Here is a 16,153-nt window from a genome sequence, read left to right as displayed (position 1 = left end):
TCCACACAAAACGCCCTCTGGTCCGACGCTGCGGCCCGCCTCCCCGCACAAGCGGGCCACAGCGTCGGGCACTGTGTGTGGACAGGTATCTGCCGTGTGTGGAGAGGTAGTCAGGGGTGGGGGATAGGCTCGCCGCATGAGAATTGCCACCGTCAACGTCAACGGAGTGCGCGCTGCGCTGCGCAAGGGAATGCTCGAGTGGCTTGACCAGGCCGCGCCCGACGTTGTGTGCATGCAAGAGGTGCGCGCGCCTGACGCTGTGGTTCAAGAGGCGTTCGCCGGCGGGTGGCACGTAGCGCACCAGGAAAGCGAGCAGAAAGGCCGTTCTGGCGTTGCCATCTTGTCGCGGACCCCTCTTGAGGACGTCAAGGTGGCCGTGGATGTCTTCGGCCCAGCGGGTGCCGAGGCAACTCATACGGGACGCTGGGTAGAGGGCACGGTGACCACACCCGTCGGGCCGCTCAGGGTGATCTCCACGTATGTCCACTCTGGCGAAGTGGGCACCCCCAAGCAAGACGACAAGTACTGGTTCCTTGACCTCGTGACGTTGCGGCTCGCCGAACTCGCTCGCGACCACGAGCTTGCGGTGGCGATGGGCGACGTCAACATCGCCCACACCAACAGGGACATCCGCAACTGGAAGGGCAACCTCAAGACCGCGGGATTCTTGCCCGAGGAGCGGGCGTACTTGGACTCGTGGTTCGGCTCCGGATGGGTGGACGTGCACCGAACGCTCTCCGGCGACGTCGACGGGCCTTACACGTGGTGGTCTCAACGCGGCAAGGCGTTCGACAACGACGCGGGCTGGCGCATCGACTATCAGATCGCTTCGGCGAAGTTGGCCGCCCTCGCCACCACCGTGCGAGTGGATCGCCAAGCATCGTGGGACACGCGCTGGACGGACCACGCGCCGCTCGTGGTGGACTACACGCTCTAGATCATCGAGAACGTGGGCGGCTTGTGGCCGCTCGCGACCATCGACTCGGAGATGAGCCGTGCGGTCGTCTCCGCCTGAGCCCTGCGGATGAGGGCAACGGCCGCGCCGCCAAACCCGCCCTCCACGAGGCGTGCCCCAAGGGCTCCCGCTTGGAAGGCGCCGTCCACCACTGCGTCGAGCTCGGGGTTGGACATCTCGTAGTCGACCTCCATCGAGGCATGCGAGCGGTACAGGGCCTTGCCGATGCTCACGAAACGTTCGTGAGCGGGCGCGGTGCCAGACAGCTCCGCGCACACGATGCGCACGCGCTCGATCTCCGTGATGACATGGCGGGCACGCTGACGGAGCACGGGATCGTCGATGGTCTCGAGCCTGCGCAGGGCATGTGGCGCATCCGCGACGGCGCGTAGCCTCGGCGCTCCGAGGGCGGCACTCGCGGCGGCCACCTGATCCCACCGCGACGAGTACTCGGCAAGTGTCAGGGTGTTGGGCTTCCCGGTGTCAATGAGCAGCAGCGCGAGGCCGTACTCGGGGAAGTACAGGGGCTGGTGCGAGACGCGAGGCGGGGTGCCGTAGAAGTCAAGAAGCAGCGCCTGGCCTGGAGGGCAGCGCAGGATTGTGTGCTGCACCATGCCCGCGGTGGGCACGCCGGAGAAGCCCGTCTCGGCGTCTATGCAGATTCCCGCGAGTTCCACGCGCCCGGCGTCGGTGTCGAGCGCTAAGCCCCACAGGTCCTGAATCACCAAGGCGACGGCGGCGAGAACTGACACGCCCTGCGCCAGTCCAGCGTGCTCCGGAACGCACGTGGTGATGGCCAAATCCATGCCGCTGCCTGAGTAGCCGCGCTCGGTGAGCGCCCAAATGATGCCGCGGGACTTCTGCGCATTGTCTCCGGGGCCGCTTGGCCGCGCGTCGTCAAGCACGCCGGTCCACTCGCGGCGTTCGCCAGTGCTGTCAAACCAGGTGACCCGCACGGTGTCGTCATCCCGCGGGTGGCCAGCAACGTAGGTCTCTTGCTGGGTGGTGGTGGCCAGGCAGACCCCGCCGCTGTAGTCCGTGTGCTCGCCGACGATGGTCACTCGCCCTGGCGCGGACTTGACGGTTTTGGCCTCATAGCCGAAGGCGTCGGTGAACAACGCGCGTGCGTGCTGGGCACCCTCATCCGGCGTCCACACGGGACTCCAGATGGGACCCTCAGCGTCTGTCCCTTCTGCCACATATGTCATTCTGCCAGCACTGAGGCGACGCGGCGTGGGACTTTGGAGAGCCGTACCATTGCGGTGTACTGCCACGGCCGATTCGCACAAGGAGCACCCATGCCGCGCACTCCAGCCAACCAAACACCAGACCCCACCCCGGAGCCGGAGCCGACGCCCGTTCGCGCGGCTGCAGAGCCCGCGGCGGCCGACCCCGTGGTGTACCTGCCGGCGCCCTCAATCCTCGACAGGGTGCGCGCCAACCAGATGGGCCCGCTCGCGGCCGCACTTGTGGTGGGCGGGCTCGTTGGGCTGCTGCTCTCGATGCTCGTGCCGAACCCGTCCAACGTATGGGCGCTCATGCTGCTCGCGACGCTCGTGGCCGCGGCGGTGGGCTTCGCGGTGCGTTACCTGTCCTTCACGCGCGACTGGCGCGCATGGGTGCCTGCCTTCCTCGGCACGGTGCTCGGTGTGCACGTGATGGCCGTGACGGGAACGATCAGCGGCATCTCCTTTGACAATCTTCCGGACATGCTCAAGTTGAACGGCCCCGGCTTTGACGACGCGCTGCTCGGCGCCTTCGTGACGCCCGCCGTATCGATGGGCACGATTCTCGCGGGGCTCGTCGCCGTGATCGTCACCGGCTGGGGGCCGCGCGACGAGGCATAGCCAGCCACAGCGTCGGGCGGGTGAAAGCTAGGATCGCACAGGGGTGACGCCGAGGCTTCGCCCGGCGAGCCCTCGCTGGCGCGTCGCGAGCGCCCGCGCGATGCGGCGCAGCTCGACGGCCGCGGGGCTCTCCGCGTCGCGGAGAACTGCTGGCACGCCCGCATCACCGGCCTCGCGGGCGGCAATGTCGAGCGGAATTTGGCCCAGCAACGGCACCGACGTGCCGAGCGTGGCGCTCAAGTGCTCTGACACCAGTGCGCCGCCGCCCTCGCCGAACAGGTGTAGCCGCGAGCCGTCAGGCTGGTCAAGCCAGGCCATGTTCTCGATCACGCCAACGACGTTCTGCGACGTCTGCGTGGCGATGGCACCTGCGCGCTCGGCGACGGTAGAGGCCGCGGCTTGCGGGGTGGTCACCACCACCAGTTCTGCGTGCGGAAGCAGTTGCGCCACGGAGATTGCAATATCGCCCGTACCAGGGGGAAGATCCAGAAGCAGGATGTCGAGGTCGCCCCAGAACACGTCCGCGAGGAACTGCTCGACGGCGCGGTGCAGCATGGGGCCGCGCCACACAACGGGCTGGCCCGCGGGCACGAACATGCCGATCGACACGGCCTTGATGTCGTGAGCGATGGGAGGCAGCAGCATGTCGTCGATGCGGGTCGGCTGCCCCTGCACACCGAGCATTCCGGGGATTGAGAAGCCAAAGATGTCGGCGTCGAGCACGCCCACCTTGAGGCCGTCGGCGGCCATCGCTGCGGCCAGGTTGGCGGTGACGGTTGACTTGCCGACGCCGCCCTTGCCCGACGCTATGGCATAGATCCGCGTCAGGTTGCCTGGTTGCGTGAAGGGAATGACGGGGTCGGCCTTGCCGCCGCGCAGCTTGGCGCGCAGGCCGTGGCGCTGCTCGTCGCTCATGACGCCGAGCTCGATCCGCACGGAGTCGATGCCGTCCGCGCGCAGCGCCGCCTCTTCCACGTCCGTGGTGATGCGGTCCCGCATGGGGCAGCCCTGCGTGGTGAGGTCGATGCCGATGACGGCGGTGGAGCCGTCGATGTCGATGGAGCGCACCATGCCGATTTCCGTGATGGGGCGGCGGATCTCAGGGTCGATGACCTTGGACAGCTCGTCGTTCACGAGTTCGGCGGTGGGCATGGCATCAATCGTAGGCGGTGTGGGGAGTGCCCCGGCCCGCCGCCCGTACCGCCGGTCGCCGCCGTCCCCAACACTCTGAACCACTTTCCGGGTGTTCGGACACTGTGTGAACGCTCAACGTGCCTAGAAGTGGTTCAGAGCCGGGTGACGTCACGGGCTACGTGCGTAACCGGGGGTGAGGCGGAGGGACTATTTGGCGGGTTGGTCTTCGTCCTCGTCGCGCAATTCTTCGAGCAGCGCACGCAGTTCGCTGCGCACGAAGTCGCGAGTCGCCACCTCGTTGAGGGCCTGGCGCAACGACGCAACTTCGCGCGCGAGGTACTCGGTGTCCGCGAGCGAGCGTTCAGCACGCTGACGGTCCTGCTCTGCGGCCACGCGATCGCGGTCGGCCTGGCGGTTCTGCGCGAGCAGGATCAGGGGAGCGGCGTAGGAGGCTTGGAGCGAGAGCATGAGAGTGAGCGCCACGAAACCCCACTGATCAAAGCGCAAGTTCTCAGGTGCGAGCGTGTTCCATAGGATCCACGCGACCACGAACAGCGTGAGCCAGAGGATGAAACTTGGCGTCCCAAGGAATCTCGCGATGGACTCCGCCCACTGACCCTCGCGGTCGCTGTCGCGCTTTCCGCGGCGGCGGAGACGGAGCGCCCGCTCCTCGCCCTTTGGCCGATCGAGGAGGCGCTCAGCCACGGCTCACCTCCGCGGCACTGTTACCGTCGCCAACCGGCTCGCTCTCGTCCTCCAGGTGCTCGCGCCAGTCGCTCGGCAGCAAGTGGTCCAACACGTCGTCAATCGAGATGGCGCCGCGCAAGTAGTGATCGGAGTCCACCACGGGCAGAGCAAGGATGTCGTACGCGGCCATGTGCCGCGCCACGTACGCGAGGTCGTCATCGGGACCGAGCGGCTCGATCGCCGTGTCCACGAAGTTGCCAACGGACTCGTGGGGGGGCTCGCGCAGCAGCCGCTGGATGTGCACCAAGCCAATGAAGCGTCCCGTGGGGGTCTCGAGCGGCGGCCGCACCACGAACACCATCGAGGCGAGCGCGGGCGCGAGCTCCTGACGGCGCACCGCCGCGAGGCACTGCGCCACGGTCGCCTCGGGACCCACGATCACGGGTTCGGTCGTCATGAGACCACCGGCGGAGTCATCGGCGTAGTTGAGCAGCTGGCGCACCTGCTTGGCGTCCTCTGGCTCCATGAGGTCAAGCAGCTCGGCTGCCTTTACGGGCGGCAGGTCACCAAGGAGGTCGGCGGCGTCGTCTGGCTCCATGGCCTCGAGCACGTCCGCAGCGCGATCAGAGCGCAGCGAGTTGAGCAGCACGATCTGGTCCGCCTCTGGCAACTCCTCAAGAACGTCGGCGAGCCGCTCGTCATCGAGCGCCGCAGCAATCTCTGCGGAGCGAGACGGCGCCATCTCCATCAGCGCGGCCGCGAGGTCGGCGGGCTTGTGCCCCTCGAACTGCTGAATGATGAGCGCCGCGCCCTGGTTCTTGTCGCGCTGAGCCAGCCCTGTGACCTGGGCGACGTCCACGACCAGGGCCTCACCCCGTCGGCTGAATCCAAGCACCCCCTTACGCCGTTCCGCCTTGCGCACGTAGAGCTTGGTGAGGACCCACTGCTTGGTGCGGTCCTGCTCGATGGCGATGTCCTCGATGTACGCCGTGGACTTGTCGTCCTTGAGCTTCACCGAGCGCTCGAACAGCTCGGCGACGGCGAGCGCCTCCGAGGTGCGCGCCTGAAAGCGACGCAGGTTGATGACGCCGTTGCAGATGACCTGGCCGGGCGCGATGGACGTGACGCGCGTGAGCGGCATGAACACGCGCCGCCTGCCCGGCACCTCCACGACAAGGCCCGTGGCGGTGGCCGTGGCGCCCCTGCGCATGAGGATGACGACGTCGCGAACACGGCCCACTTGGTCCCCGATGGGGTCGAAGACGGGCGTGTTCACCAGGCGCGCCACATACACGCGCTCGCTCGCCGTGCTCATGGGTTCAGGGTAGTGCGGCCCGACGCTGGGGCCGGGGAGGCTCGCACGCGAACGCGGGCGCCCCATGGAGGAGGGAGCGCCCGCGCTTGCTTGGGGAGGGGTCAAGCCCGCTTCGGGGCCCGGACCTCCTCCCACACCTTGAGCACGGCCGACGCTGAGGCGGCGACGTCGTCAGGGGTGGTGGCGGCGTCACTCACCGAGATGCGCATGGCCTTGCGGCCATGCCAGAAGCTGCCGCCTGCCCACATGGTGCCCTCCGCTTGCACGCCGGCAATGACGGCGTCGGTGGTGGAGTCGTCGCCAAACGCGATGAGCGCCTGGTTGAGGACCACCGGGGCGAGCAGCTCCGCGCCGCCGGCCACGAGCAGTGCGGCGAAGGCGGCAGCGTGGTCGCTCGTGCGGTCCACGAGATCCGCCACGCCGTTCTTGCCGAGCGCGGCCAGCAGCGCCCAGGTCTCCACACCACGCGCTCTCTGCGACATGTGGGGGGTGAGGTGGATGAGCGGCCGGGCCTCGTCGGTCTTGAGGTAGGGAGCCTCGATGCGCATCGCCCTGCGCAGGTCCTCGTCCTTGCGGACGATGATCACGCCGGAGTCATAGGGTGCGTTGAGCCACTTGTGGGCATCTGTTGCCCACGAATCGGCGAGCTGAACGCCTTCCACAAGTGAGCGTCGGGCAGGCGACGCAGCCGCCCACAGGCCAAACGCGCCGTCCACGTGAACCCAGCCAACGCGCTCGCGGATACCAGGGATGATCTGCGCGAAGGGGTCGGAAGCGCCCGTGTTGACGTTGCCCGCCTGGAGGAGCACAAGGGTGAGGGCGTCGGTGTCGGTGGGGAACTCGCTCGCGATGACAGCGCCGGTCTCATCCGTTGGCACGCGCTCCACCTGGCCGGGGCCGAACCCGGCCATGCGCAAGGACTTCAGAGCCGAGGCGTGGACCTCGTCGCCCACGATCACGCGGATGGCCGGGGCACCGAAGATGCCTTGCTCATGGACGTCCCAGCCCGCGCGGGCCAGCAGGGCGTCGCGAGCGGCGACGATGCCGGTGAAGTTGGCGAGCGTGGCGCCGGAGGTGAAGGTGGCGACCGCGCCCTGCGGCATCTGCAGCAGGTCCAGGATCCAGTCCGCGGCGACTTCGTCGAGCAGGGCGGCAGCGGGGGAAGTCACCGCGAGGCCAGTGTTCTGGTCCCACGCGGTGGCGAGGATCGCGGCGCCCGCGGCGGCAGGCTCAACGCCGCCGTTGACGAAGCCGAAGAACCGCCCGTGGTTCTGGACCACGGTGGCGGGAGAGCCGAACGCGTCGAGCTCGGCGAGAACTTCGCGGGCGGGGATTGGGCCGTCTTGGAGAGGGCGGCGGAAGACGTCGAGCGCCTCGACCGCGTCCGCCGTGGGCGCGATGGGGCGGTGAGGCGCGTTGGCGATGTAGGAGCCCGCGCGGCGTGCGGCCTCCGTGGTGATGGCGATGCGCTCGCGGATGCGGGCGTTCGAGGTGGGGTTGTCGTGAACCCTCTCGAGGCGGGTGCTGTGCTCTGCTGTGGTGCTCATGCGCCAAGCCTGCTCCCAACTGGCACCTGGCTTCTAGGGCCAGATTTGCGGAGACTGGCACTTGTTGCCGGGTGCCAGTTTGCTCTTTGATGGCCCTATGCGCACCACAGCAGATCAGCTCGCGGCGGTCCTCGACCACTGGCAGAGCGGCACCGGTCCCCTCTATCAGCAGCTCGCGGGGGCCATCGTGTCCTTGGCCGAGTCGGGTTCGCTCGAGTACGGGACGCGACTGCCGTCGGAGCGCTCGCTTGCCGAATGCCTACACCTGTCTCGCAATACCGTCACCGCCGCCTACCAACAGCTCCGCGACGAAGAGTGGCTCGACGTGCGGCCAGGCGCCGCGCCCACTCTGGGGTCGCGTTCGCGCGGAATCGAGGGCTTGAGTCCACAGGATCGCTTCTCACGCATCCTGAACGCGGGACCCGGCCCCATCGTCGGGCTTTCAGGCGCGTGCCCGCCTCCCGCGCCCGTGGTCATGGACGCATTGCGCAACCCCGGGCCGGATCTGGACTCGATGGTGCTGAGCGGCAACGGCTACGCCTCGCTTGGGGACCCCACTCTCATCGACGCAATCGTTGGCTTGCTGCGACGCGACGGGATCCCGGCGCGTCCGGACGAGATCGTCGTCACCGCTGGCGGCCAGCAGGCCGTGTGGCTCGCGGTGACGGCGCTCGCAGGGCCGTCGTCTCCCGTGGCCGTCGAGGCGGCGACCTACCCCGGCGTGTTCGACGCTATCTCGGCTAGCGGATCGCGAACCCTCGGCCTGCCTATGGGGGTCAACGGACTGGACGTGACGGCGTCGGCCAAGCTGCTGCGTGCGGCGCGGCCAGACGTCGCCTACCTCAGCACGTTCCAGAACCCCACGGGCACGGCGCTCGAGCCGGAGGCCGCGCTCGCGCTGCTGGCCGCTGCGGAGGAGACCGGCACCACCATCATCGACGACCGCATCATGGCTGACCTACCCCTCGACGGAGTGAAGCGCCCTCCCCTCGCGGCGCTGAGGCCCAACGCCAACATCATCACCATTGGCGGGCTGTCCAAGGTGTTTTGGGGCGGACTGCGCATCGGCTGGCTCCACACCAATCCCACCCTTGCCGCGCAACTGCGCCACCGCAAGGCGGCCATGGACCTAGGCAGCCCAAGCTTCTTCCAGCATCTCGCGACGCGGCTCATCACCGATCACTATGACGCCGTGGCCGCGTGGCGCACAGAGCAATTGCGCGTGTCGCTCGACGCGACCGTGCGAGCCCTAGCGGAGTTCGCCCCGGAGTGGGAGTACGCGATGCCCGCAGGCGGACCTTCGCTGTGGGTAAAGGTTCCGGGTGTGAACGAAGACCGGTTCGCAGACCGCGCGGCCGCGGCGGGCGCGCCCGTGGCTCCCGGCTCTGCGTTTGAAGTGCTGCCTGGCGCCGGCTCCGGACGCTTCCGCCTGCCGTACTACCTGGAACCGGACCAGATGGAGTTGGGCGTCAAGATTCTCGCGGCCGCCGCCTAGGCCCCGGGGCTCACCACAGGGAGGCCCAGTTCGAGGCAGGCGGCAACCATGGCCTTGTCGTACGTCACTACTTCGGTGATCGTGTCCCGGGCGGCATGCGCGGTGGCGACGTGGATCGCGTCGAGCGCGCGCAGTTTCAACTGCGTGCCCAACCTGGCCGCCGACTGAGCGCGCGCGGGGTTGAGCGGCGCGGTCGCGACGTTCAGCCCGGGAAGCCGGAGCCATCCGAGAGTTCCCGTGACGCGTTGGCCCACCGTTGCGTCAGCGCGCGAGGTGGCGATGCCCACCTCGGGCACGGCGACGATGCTTGTCATTGCGGCGTCTGGCGACGCAGCGAGGTGGGCACGAAGAGTCGCGGACTCGGCCTCGTCGGCGACGAGCTTGGTCAGGGCGCTCGAGTCGAAGTACCGCGTCATGGCTTCTCGTCGTAACCGCGGCGATCCTCCATCAAGTAGTCGCTGACGGACTTTTGCCCCGGGGCGACACGAGGCAGCGGCTCCCAGTTGGGATCGAGGGGCGGTGGAGTGAACGGGTCAACTCCCTGGGCGATGAGTTCGGCGTACATCGCCTGCTCAAACGCTGACAGTGGGCTGATGCGCGCCACGGGAACGCCGTCGCGCGTGACGACTACCCCGCTGGTCGCGCTAGGCAGTTCGTCAAGAACCTTCGCCGTTTCGCGGGAGAGAGTGCGCATGGTGATAGTGGCCATGTCAGACAGAATACGCGCGATGTCTGACACGCGGTAGAGCTGATCCGCACAGCGCCCGATCAGCCTCTCTCTCTTCGCCTATGTGTGTGTCAGCACCGGAATCCGGTGCCTAGCGCGCGGTGTGTGTGCGTGAGCGTGCAGACAGGCCCAGACCTGTCGCGTCGCCCGCGATCCGTGCGTCCGGCGTGGAGTGACTGCCATGCACACATGGGGAGGATTCGAGACCCGAAAGTGGTGCTGACACACACATACGGGAGGGGAGCGACTACCCCCGCAACCGCGCCATCCAGGCGACCACAGCGTCGGGCTCGCGGGGAAGCGCCGCCGAAAGATTCTCCGCACCATCGGACGTCACGAGCACGTCGTCCTCGATGCGCACGCCGATTCCCCGCAACTCCTCGGGCACCAGGGTGTCGCCGGGCTGGAAGTACAGCCCCGGCTCGATCGTGAACACCATGCCCGGCACCAACTCGCCCTCCATATACAACTCGCGCTTGGCGGCCGCGCAGTCGTGCACGTCGAGCCCCAGGTGGTGCGAGGTCGAGTGCACCATCCAGCGCCGGTAGAGCCTCGCGTCCGGGTCGTCCGCGGGCGGCACGATGCCCCACTCGTTGAGCCTCGCTTCGATCACCGCCATCGCCGCGTTGTGAACATCGATAAAGCGAGCGCCCGGCTTCGCAACGGCGAAGCCCGCGTCTGCCGCCTCGAGAACCACCTGGTAAACCTTCTGTTGAACAGCGGTGAACTCGCCATCGATGGGGAACGTGCGCGTGATGTCGGCCGTGTACAGGCTCTCCACCTCCACGCCCGCGTCTAGCAGCAACAGGTCCCCGCGCCTCACCTGGCCGTCGTTGCGGATCCAGTGCAGCGTGGTCGCGTGGGGGCCCGACGCTGCGATCGTTTCGTACCCAACGGCGTTTCCCTCCTCCCGGGCATGGCCGTCGAAGCTGGCCTCCACCACACGCTCGCCGCGCTTGTGTTCGATGGCCCGCGGGAGCTCGCGGACGACGCGCTCGAAGCCCGCGATGGTCGCGTCTACGGCGTCGCGGAGCTGCTGCACCTCGTACTCGTCCTTGACCATGCGCATCTCGCTGAGCGCGCGCTGCACCGCCTTGAGCGGCTGCGCATGCAACCGGATCCCGGCAGGCAGGTCCGCGAGGGGGGCCGTCTCCAGGCCCGTCATCGCGGCAAACTCGGCCAGCCCCGGCCGTCGGCCAATCCAGAACTCTCCCGAGCGGGGGTCCGCGTAGAAGCCCTCGTCGCCGGCACCGGCAGGAGGGATGAGGTACAGCGTGGACGCGTGGCCGCCAGTCCCCAGTGGCTCCATGACGAGCACGGCGCCCGGCTCAAAGTCCGCGCCAAGGCCCGTCAGGTACGCGAAGTCGCTTAAGGGCCGGAAGCGGTAGTCCGTGTCATTGGCGCGAGGCTTGAGCTCGCCCGCGGGCGCGACGATGCGCTGGCCGGGGAACTTCTCAGACAGCCGACGGCGCCGTTCGGCCGCGTACGGAGCCGCAGCTACCAGGGTCGTTGCGACATCCGTGGGCTCCGCCCAGCCGCTCGCGATGAACTCCTTGAACTCCTCGGAGGAGGGCCGGGTGGAGCGCGCTTCGTTCTTCTGCTTGGGGGTTTCGTCGGTCACGCGTCCATGTTCGCACGCCACATGCCTAGGCTGGGCACGTGCGCATCGACCTCCACACCCACTCCACTGTCTCTGACGGCACGGAGCCGCCGGCGGAGGTGATGCGTGCGGCTGCGCGCGCGCAGCTAGACGTTGTCGCGCTCACCGATCACGACGCGGTGACTGGATGGGAAGAGGCCGCCGCGGCCGCGGCAGACGCAGGCCTCACGTTCGTCCCAGGCATCGAGGTGAGCTGCCGCCATCACGGCGTCTCGATCCACTTGTTGGGGTACTGGCCGGACGCGACGTCTCCCGCCTTCGAGCACATGATCGCTGAGACGCGCGCCGCGCGCGTTGACCGTGCGCGCCAAATGGTCCACCGCATTTCTGCCGACTACCCGCTCACGTGGGACGAGGTGCTGACCCATGCCACAGCGTCGGACACCGTGGGGCGCCCCCACATAGCCGACGCCATGGTTGCCCGCGGCCACTTCGCTACCAGGGACGATGCCTTTGCCGAGGTGCTCGGCGGCAACTCGCGCTACTACGTGCCGCACTACGCGCCCGACGTCCTCGACGCGATCGCGACGCTTCGGACGTGCGGCGGCGTGCCCGTGTTCGCGCACCCAGGTGCGGACGCGCGGGGCAGGGTGGTCCCGGACGCCGTGATCGTGGACATGGCCGACGCTGGGTTGGCAGGGCTCGAAGTTGACCACCGCGACCACTCGCCTCAGCAGCGCGAGCGCCTTGCGGCGCTCGCGACCCAGCTTGGGCTGGTGCGGACAGGTTCTTCTGACTATCACGGTGCGGGCAAGGTGAACCGGCTGGGGGAGAACCTCACGAGCGTCGAGGCCTTCGCCGCGCTGGAGGCTCAGAGGGGCTGACCCACGCGGTGGGGCCCGTTCCAATTCTTACGTTCTGATAACGGTTCGCTGAGATTTGCGTTCAGGGACCGAATATGTTGTACGGTCGCACTAATGCAAGCAACTGTCGAAGCGCTTCGCTAAGTTAGGTTTCGTTGAAGCGCTTCGAGTGCGGTGGCCACACAAGGGAGTGACATGGCAGCCAGAGTTTCGGGGTCCCCCCGCCGTCGCCGAGTTGGTGCTCTGTGAGCGCCCAAATGGTGGTTGTGGCGGCCGATGCCGATGAGCCACTCAGCGGCGACGCGGAAGCGCACAAGGCGCCGCGACACTCGAAGAAGTCGTTCCGACTCTTCCTCGTCATCGCGCCATTTATGGTGCTGCTGTTCCTGTTCTCCTACCTGCCGCTGTACGGGTGGATCTACTCCCTGTACGACTACAAGCCGGCTCTCGGTCTTGGTGGCAGTGAGTTCGTGGGCCTGCAGTGGTTCCGGCTCCTCGTCAACTCGCCCACGCAGCTCGAGCAGATCCTGCAGGTGCTCACCAACACGTTGGCCATCAGCTTCCTTGGAATCCTGTCCTCGGTACTGCCCATCGCATTCGCGGTCTTCCTCAACGAGGTCAAGGCGCCGTGGTTCCGCAACTCCGTGCAGACCCTGACGACGCTCCCCAACTTCATCTCGTGGGTGCTCGTCTACATGATCGCGTTCTCGCTGTTCTCCACGACGGGCCTCGTGAACTCGGTGCTCATGGACTCCGGGATCGTGACCGCGCCGGTGAAATTCCTCGACTCAAGCGAACACGTGTGGCTCACGATGGCCCTGTGGAGCATCTGGAAGGGCGTTGGCTGGGGCGCGATCATCTATCTCGCCGCAATCTCTGGCATTGACCAGTCGCTGTACGAGTCCGCGGAGATCGACGGCGCCGGCCGCTTCCAGAAGATGCGCTACATCACTGTGCCGCAGCTCATGCCCACGTACTTGGTGCTGCTGCTGCTCTCGATCGCAAACATTCTGAACAACGGCATGGAGCAGTACTACGTGTTCCAAAACGCCTTCAACCAGAAGTACATCCAGGTGCTTGACCTGTACGTCTACAACGTCGGCATGACCGGCAACAGTCTGTCGATGGCCACGGCCATCGGCATGTTGAAGAGCCTCGTGTCCGTGATTCTCCTATTCACCGTCAATGCCATCGCCAAGCGCGTGCGTGGCCAGTCGATCATCTAGGCGGCGCACCATGGCAACCAAGACCGCAAACCGGCACATTCGCACCAAGGGCGATGTCGCGTTCTCGATGGGGAACTACTTCATCTTCTTCATCCTCGCGATGATCTGCGCTTACCCGTTCTACTTCCTCATCATCAACTCGATCAGCGCCAACGACGTGGCCGCGCTCGGCGACGTGCGACTGTTCCCGATCGACATTCACTTCTCCAACTACGTCCAGGCCTTCAAGCTGCCCGGCCTGCCGCTCGCTGCGGTGGTCAGCCTCGCGCGCACCGCGCTCGCCACCACGTTCGTGGTGCTGTCCTCGGCTCTGCTGGGATTCATGTTCACGCAAGATCGGATGTGGGGCCGCGTCTTCTGGTACCGCTTCACCATCATCACGATGTACTTCAGCGCGGGCCTTATCCCGATCTTCATCATCATGAAGAACCTTGGCCTCACCAACAACTTCTGGGTGTACGTGCTGCCGTGGATCGTGCAGCCGTTCAACATCATCCTGGTCAAGACCTTCGTGGAGTCGATGCCCAAGGAGTTGCAAGAGGCGGGCGAACTCGACGGCGCGGGGATCCTCACGATCTTCTTCCGCATCTATCTGCCCAACATGACGCCAATCCTCGCCACCGTCGCGATCTTCACGGCTGTGGCTCAGTGGAACAGCTTCCAGGACACCCTGATCTACATCACGGATCAGAAGCTGTACACGCTGCAGTACCTGCTCTACATCTTCATTAACCAGGCCGCGAGCCTCGCGCAAGCGGCCGCCAACGCGGGCGGCAACGTAGGACAACTCGCAAATGCGGCCACTCAACAGACCGCATCGTCCATCCGCACCACGGTGTCGGTGATTGTGGTGCTCCCCATCATCTTCATCTACCCACTGTTTCAGCGCTTCTTCGTGAAGGGCATCATGCTCGGCGCCGTCAAGGGCTGACGTCGCAGGGATTCTCAAAGGAAAGGAAAGCAATGAAGCTCAACCGCACAGCCACCGCCGCGGTGGCTGCTTTGGTGGCGGCGAGTCTGCTCGCAGCCTGTACTCAGAATGATCCGGAGCCGACAACCGGCACCACGACGGGCGCGTCCGGGTTCCCCGAGTCGTGGTCAAACGAGATCACGATTGACGTGTTCGATGGCCTCGCCAACTTCCAGGGCATCCAGACCGGATGGTTCGGCGAGATCGTCAAGCAGAAGTTCAACATGAAGCTCAACATCATCGCCCCCAACGTGGCGGGCGGCGGTGACACGCTGTTCAACACGCGTGTTGCGGCCGGTGACCTCGGTGACCTCATCATCACCGACAAGGGCGAAAAGCTCGACGAGCTGATCGAGGGCGGTCTCATCTACGACTCGTCCGAGTTCTACCCGAACATGACGAACACCAACGTGTTCGACCGTGCGACGCAGAACCTCAACGCGGAGAAGGACGGAATCTGGGCCTTCCCCACGTCCGTGTCCTCGCTCAAGCCAACCGACCCGTCGGAGGGCCTTGCCCCCACGTTCGGCGTGTACCTGCGCTGGGACCTCTACAAGAACCAGGGCTACCCGGCGCTCGGCACGCTCGAGGACCTGCTCCCTGTTCTCAAGAAGATGCAGGACGAGGAGCGCTCCACCACGGGTGCGGATGACGTGTACGCGATGTCCCTGTTCAAGGACTGGGACGGCAACATGATGAACAACGTCAAGCAGCCGATCACGTACTACGGATACGACGAGATGGGCTTCGCGCTTGCGAAGGCCGATGGCTCTGACTACCAGGGCATCCTCCAAGACGGTGGCATGTACCTGCGCGTTCTCAAGTTCTACAACGACGCGTACCGTCAGGGACTTGTTGACCCCGAGTCCACAACGCAGAACTGGGACTCGCTGTACGCGAAGGTCCAGAACGGCAAGGTGCTCTACACCTGGTGGCCATGGCTTGGCCAGTCCGCCTTCAACACGGCGGACCGCACCGGCGCGGGACAGGGCTTCATGCTCGCCCCCCTCGCTGACCAGACGATCTTCTCCTACGGCGCCGAGGTCAACGGTGGCAAGCAAGTGCTCGCCATCGGCTCCAAGGCCGAGGACCCGGAGCGGATTGCCGCGTTCATCGACTGGCTGTACTCGGCCGAAGGCACCTACGCGAACAGCAGCCAGACCTCTGCAGCTGCCGGCCCGCAGGGCCTTACCTGGGACATGAACGCCAGCGGCGAGCCCGAGCTCAACCAGCTCGGTACCGACGTGTTCATCAACGGCGCGGGCACCGTCCCTGCCGAGTTCGGCGGCGGCGACTACTTTGACGGCGTCTCGGCGCTCAACGTCAACGTGGTGCTTCCGCAGGACGTGGACCAGGCCACGGGCTTCCCGTACAACTACACCTTCTGGCCCACGTACCAGACGGCTACATCCACCCCGCTCAGCGACGACTGGTCGGCGAACATGGGTGGCGCCACCAGCGCGATGGACTACCTCAAGACCAACAACCAGCTTCTCGTGGCACCGGGCGCCAGCTTCACGACGCCCGCCGATGACTCGGAGACCGAGACGCTGCGCAACCAGGTCAAGGCAGTCATCGTGCAGTACTCCTGGCAGGCCGCGTTCGCGGACTCCGAGTCGCAGTTCAACTCGTTGGTCGCGGACATGCAGGAGCAGGCCAAGGGCCTTGGTTACGACCAGGTGCTCGAGGTCGACATGGCCAACGCCAAGCTGCAGGACGATGCACGCAAGGCGATTGCAGCGGAATTCCAGTAACCCGCTGAGGCAGGACATCGAGGGGCCCGGTTC

The 16,153-nt window shown here is 66.4% G+C and carries 15 protein-coding genes; 7 read left to right on the top strand and 8 right to left on the bottom strand.

Annotated elements, in window-relative coordinates; genetic code table 11:
* Positions 1-136: 136 nt before the first annotated feature.
* The gene (locus tag QM618_RS09835; protein WP_428097958.1) at positions 137-937 is read left to right on the top strand and encodes an exodeoxyribonuclease III; all 801 of its coding nucleotides are present in this window, start codon (positions 137-139) and stop codon (positions 935-937) included.
* Here the strand turns inward: QM618_RS09835 and QM618_RS09830 are convergent.
* Positions 934-2,154, bottom strand: coding sequence for a galactokinase (locus QM618_RS09830; protein ID WP_428097955.1), 1,221 nt, complete (start codon positions 2,152-2,154; stop codon positions 934-936). The genes QM618_RS09835 and QM618_RS09830 overlap by 4 nt on opposite strands.
* 99 nt (positions 2,155-2,253) lie before the next feature.
* Between QM618_RS09830 and QM618_RS09825 the strand changes: the two genes are divergently transcribed.
* A complete protein-coding gene (locus tag QM618_RS09825) occupies positions 2,254-2,802 on the top strand; it encodes a hypothetical protein (protein WP_428097951.1) in 549 nt (182 codons plus the stop codon).
* Positions 2,803-2,829: 27 nt separating this feature from the next.
* On the opposite strand, the gene QM618_RS09820 is transcribed toward QM618_RS09825, so the two are convergent.
* The 4 genes from QM618_RS09820 to QM618_RS09805 form a co-directional block, all read right to left on the bottom strand.
* On the bottom strand, positions 2,830-3,954 hold the full coding sequence (locus QM618_RS09820; protein ID WP_428097947.1) for an Mrp/NBP35 family ATP-binding protein: 1,125 nt from the start codon (positions 3,952-3,954) through the stop codon (positions 2,830-2,832).
* A gap of 189 nt (positions 3,955-4,143) precedes the next feature.
* Positions 4,144-4,641 (bottom strand): DUF1003 domain-containing protein, encoded by a 498-nt coding sequence (locus tag QM618_RS09815; protein ID WP_428097942.1) that lies wholly within the window; start codon positions 4,639-4,641, stop codon positions 4,144-4,146.
* On the bottom strand, positions 4,634-5,938 hold the full coding sequence (locus tag QM618_RS09810) for a magnesium transporter MgtE N-terminal domain-containing protein (RefSeq protein WP_428097939.1): 1,305 nt from the start codon (positions 5,936-5,938) through the stop codon (positions 4,634-4,636). Before QM618_RS09810 ends, QM618_RS09815 begins: the two co-directional genes overlap by 8 nt.
* A gap of 101 nt (positions 5,939-6,039) precedes the next feature.
* On the bottom strand, positions 6,040-7,485 hold the full coding sequence (locus tag QM618_RS09805) for a pyridoxal phosphate-dependent decarboxylase family protein (RefSeq protein WP_428097936.1): 1,446 nt from the start codon (positions 7,483-7,485) through the stop codon (positions 6,040-6,042).
* Between the two features lie 97 nt (positions 7,486-7,582).
* Between QM618_RS09805 and QM618_RS09800 the strand changes: the two genes are divergently transcribed.
* Positions 7,583-8,980: a PLP-dependent aminotransferase family protein gene (locus tag QM618_RS09800; protein WP_428097932.1), complete on the top strand. Its 1,398-nt coding sequence runs from the start codon at positions 7,583-7,585 to the stop codon at positions 8,978-8,980.
* Here QM618_RS09800 and QM618_RS09795 read toward each other — a convergent pair.
* The 3 genes from QM618_RS09795 to QM618_RS09785 all read right to left on the bottom strand — a co-directional run bounded on the left by QM618_RS09795 (position 8,977) and on the right by QM618_RS09785 (position 11,328).
* Positions 8,977-9,396, bottom strand: a complete 420-nt coding sequence (locus QM618_RS09795) for a type II toxin-antitoxin system VapC family toxin (protein ID WP_428097929.1) — start codon at positions 9,394-9,396, stop codon at positions 8,977-8,979. The genes QM618_RS09800 and QM618_RS09795 overlap by 4 nt on opposite strands.
* Positions 9,393-9,689 (bottom strand): type II toxin-antitoxin system Phd/YefM family antitoxin, encoded by a 297-nt coding sequence (locus QM618_RS09790; RefSeq protein WP_428097926.1) that lies wholly within the window; start codon positions 9,687-9,689, stop codon positions 9,393-9,395. Before QM618_RS09790 ends, QM618_RS09795 begins: the two co-directional genes overlap by 4 nt.
* Positions 9,690-9,954: 265 nt before the next feature.
* Entirely contained in the window at positions 9,955-11,328 is a 1,374-nt protein-coding gene (locus QM618_RS09785; RefSeq protein ID WP_428097923.1) for an aminopeptidase P family protein, read from the bottom strand.
* Between the two features lie 38 nt (positions 11,329-11,366).
* Here QM618_RS09785 and QM618_RS09780 point away from each other — a divergent pair, with 38 nt between their 5' ends.
* The 4 genes from QM618_RS09780 to QM618_RS09765 all read left to right on the top strand — a co-directional run bounded on the left by QM618_RS09780 (position 11,367) and on the right by QM618_RS09765 (position 16,120).
* Complete coding sequence (locus QM618_RS09780; RefSeq protein WP_428097920.1) at positions 11,367-12,191, top strand: PHP domain-containing protein; 825 nt, start codon at positions 11,367-11,369, stop codon at positions 12,189-12,191.
* Between the two features lie 224 nt (positions 12,192-12,415).
* On the top strand, positions 12,416-13,396 hold the full coding sequence (locus QM618_RS09775) for an ABC transporter permease (RefSeq protein ID WP_428097916.1): 981 nt from the start codon (positions 12,416-12,418) through the stop codon (positions 13,394-13,396).
* 10 nt (positions 13,397-13,406) lie between these two features.
* Complete coding sequence (locus tag QM618_RS09770) at positions 13,407-14,327, top strand: carbohydrate ABC transporter permease (protein ID WP_428097913.1); 921 nt, start codon at positions 13,407-13,409, stop codon at positions 14,325-14,327.
* Between the two features lie 32 nt (positions 14,328-14,359).
* Positions 14,360-16,120 (top strand): ABC transporter substrate-binding protein, encoded by a 1,761-nt coding sequence (locus QM618_RS09765; protein WP_428097910.1) that lies wholly within the window; start codon positions 14,360-14,362, stop codon positions 16,118-16,120.
* Positions 16,121-16,153: the final 33 nt, after the last annotated feature.

Source organism: Demequina sp., assembly GCF_049841215.1.
Classification (GTDB): Bacteria; Actinomycetota; Actinomycetes; order Actinomycetales; family Demequinaceae; genus Demequina.
This window is presented reverse-complemented; position numbering and strand designations above follow the sequence as displayed.

Coding starts and splice junctions, on each gene's coding strand:
- QM618_RS09835 (WP_428097958.1), top strand. CDS start 137: ATGAGAATTGCCACCGTCAACGTCAACGGAGTGCGCGCTGCGCTGCGC.
- QM618_RS09825 (WP_428097951.1), top strand. CDS start 2,254: ATGCCGCGCACTCCAGCCAACCAAACACCAGACCCCACCCCGGAGCCG.
- QM618_RS09820 (WP_428097947.1), bottom strand. CDS start 3,954: ATGCCCACCGCCGAACTCGTGAACGACGAGCTGTCCAAGGTCATCGAC.
- QM618_RS09810 (WP_428097939.1), bottom strand. CDS start 5,938: ATGAGCACGGCGAGCGAGCGCGTGTATGTGGCGCGCCTGGTGAACACG.
- QM618_RS09805 (WP_428097936.1), bottom strand. CDS start 7,485: ATGAGCACCACAGCAGAGCACAGCACCCGCCTCGAGAGGGTTCACGAC.
- QM618_RS09800 (WP_428097932.1), top strand. CDS start 7,583: ATGCGCACCACAGCAGATCAGCTCGCGGCGGTCCTCGACCACTGGCAG.
- QM618_RS09795 (WP_428097929.1), bottom strand. CDS start 9,396: ATGACGCGGTACTTCGACTCGAGCGCCCTGACCAAGCTCGTCGCCGAC.
- QM618_RS09790 (WP_428097926.1), bottom strand. CDS start 9,689: ATGGCCACTATCACCATGCGCACTCTCTCCCGCGAAACGGCGAAGGTT.
- QM618_RS09770 (WP_428097913.1), top strand. CDS start 13,407: ATGGCAACCAAGACCGCAAACCGGCACATTCGCACCAAGGGCGATGTC.
- QM618_RS09765 (WP_428097910.1), top strand. CDS start 14,360: ATGAAGCTCAACCGCACAGCCACCGCCGCGGTGGCTGCTTTGGTGGCG.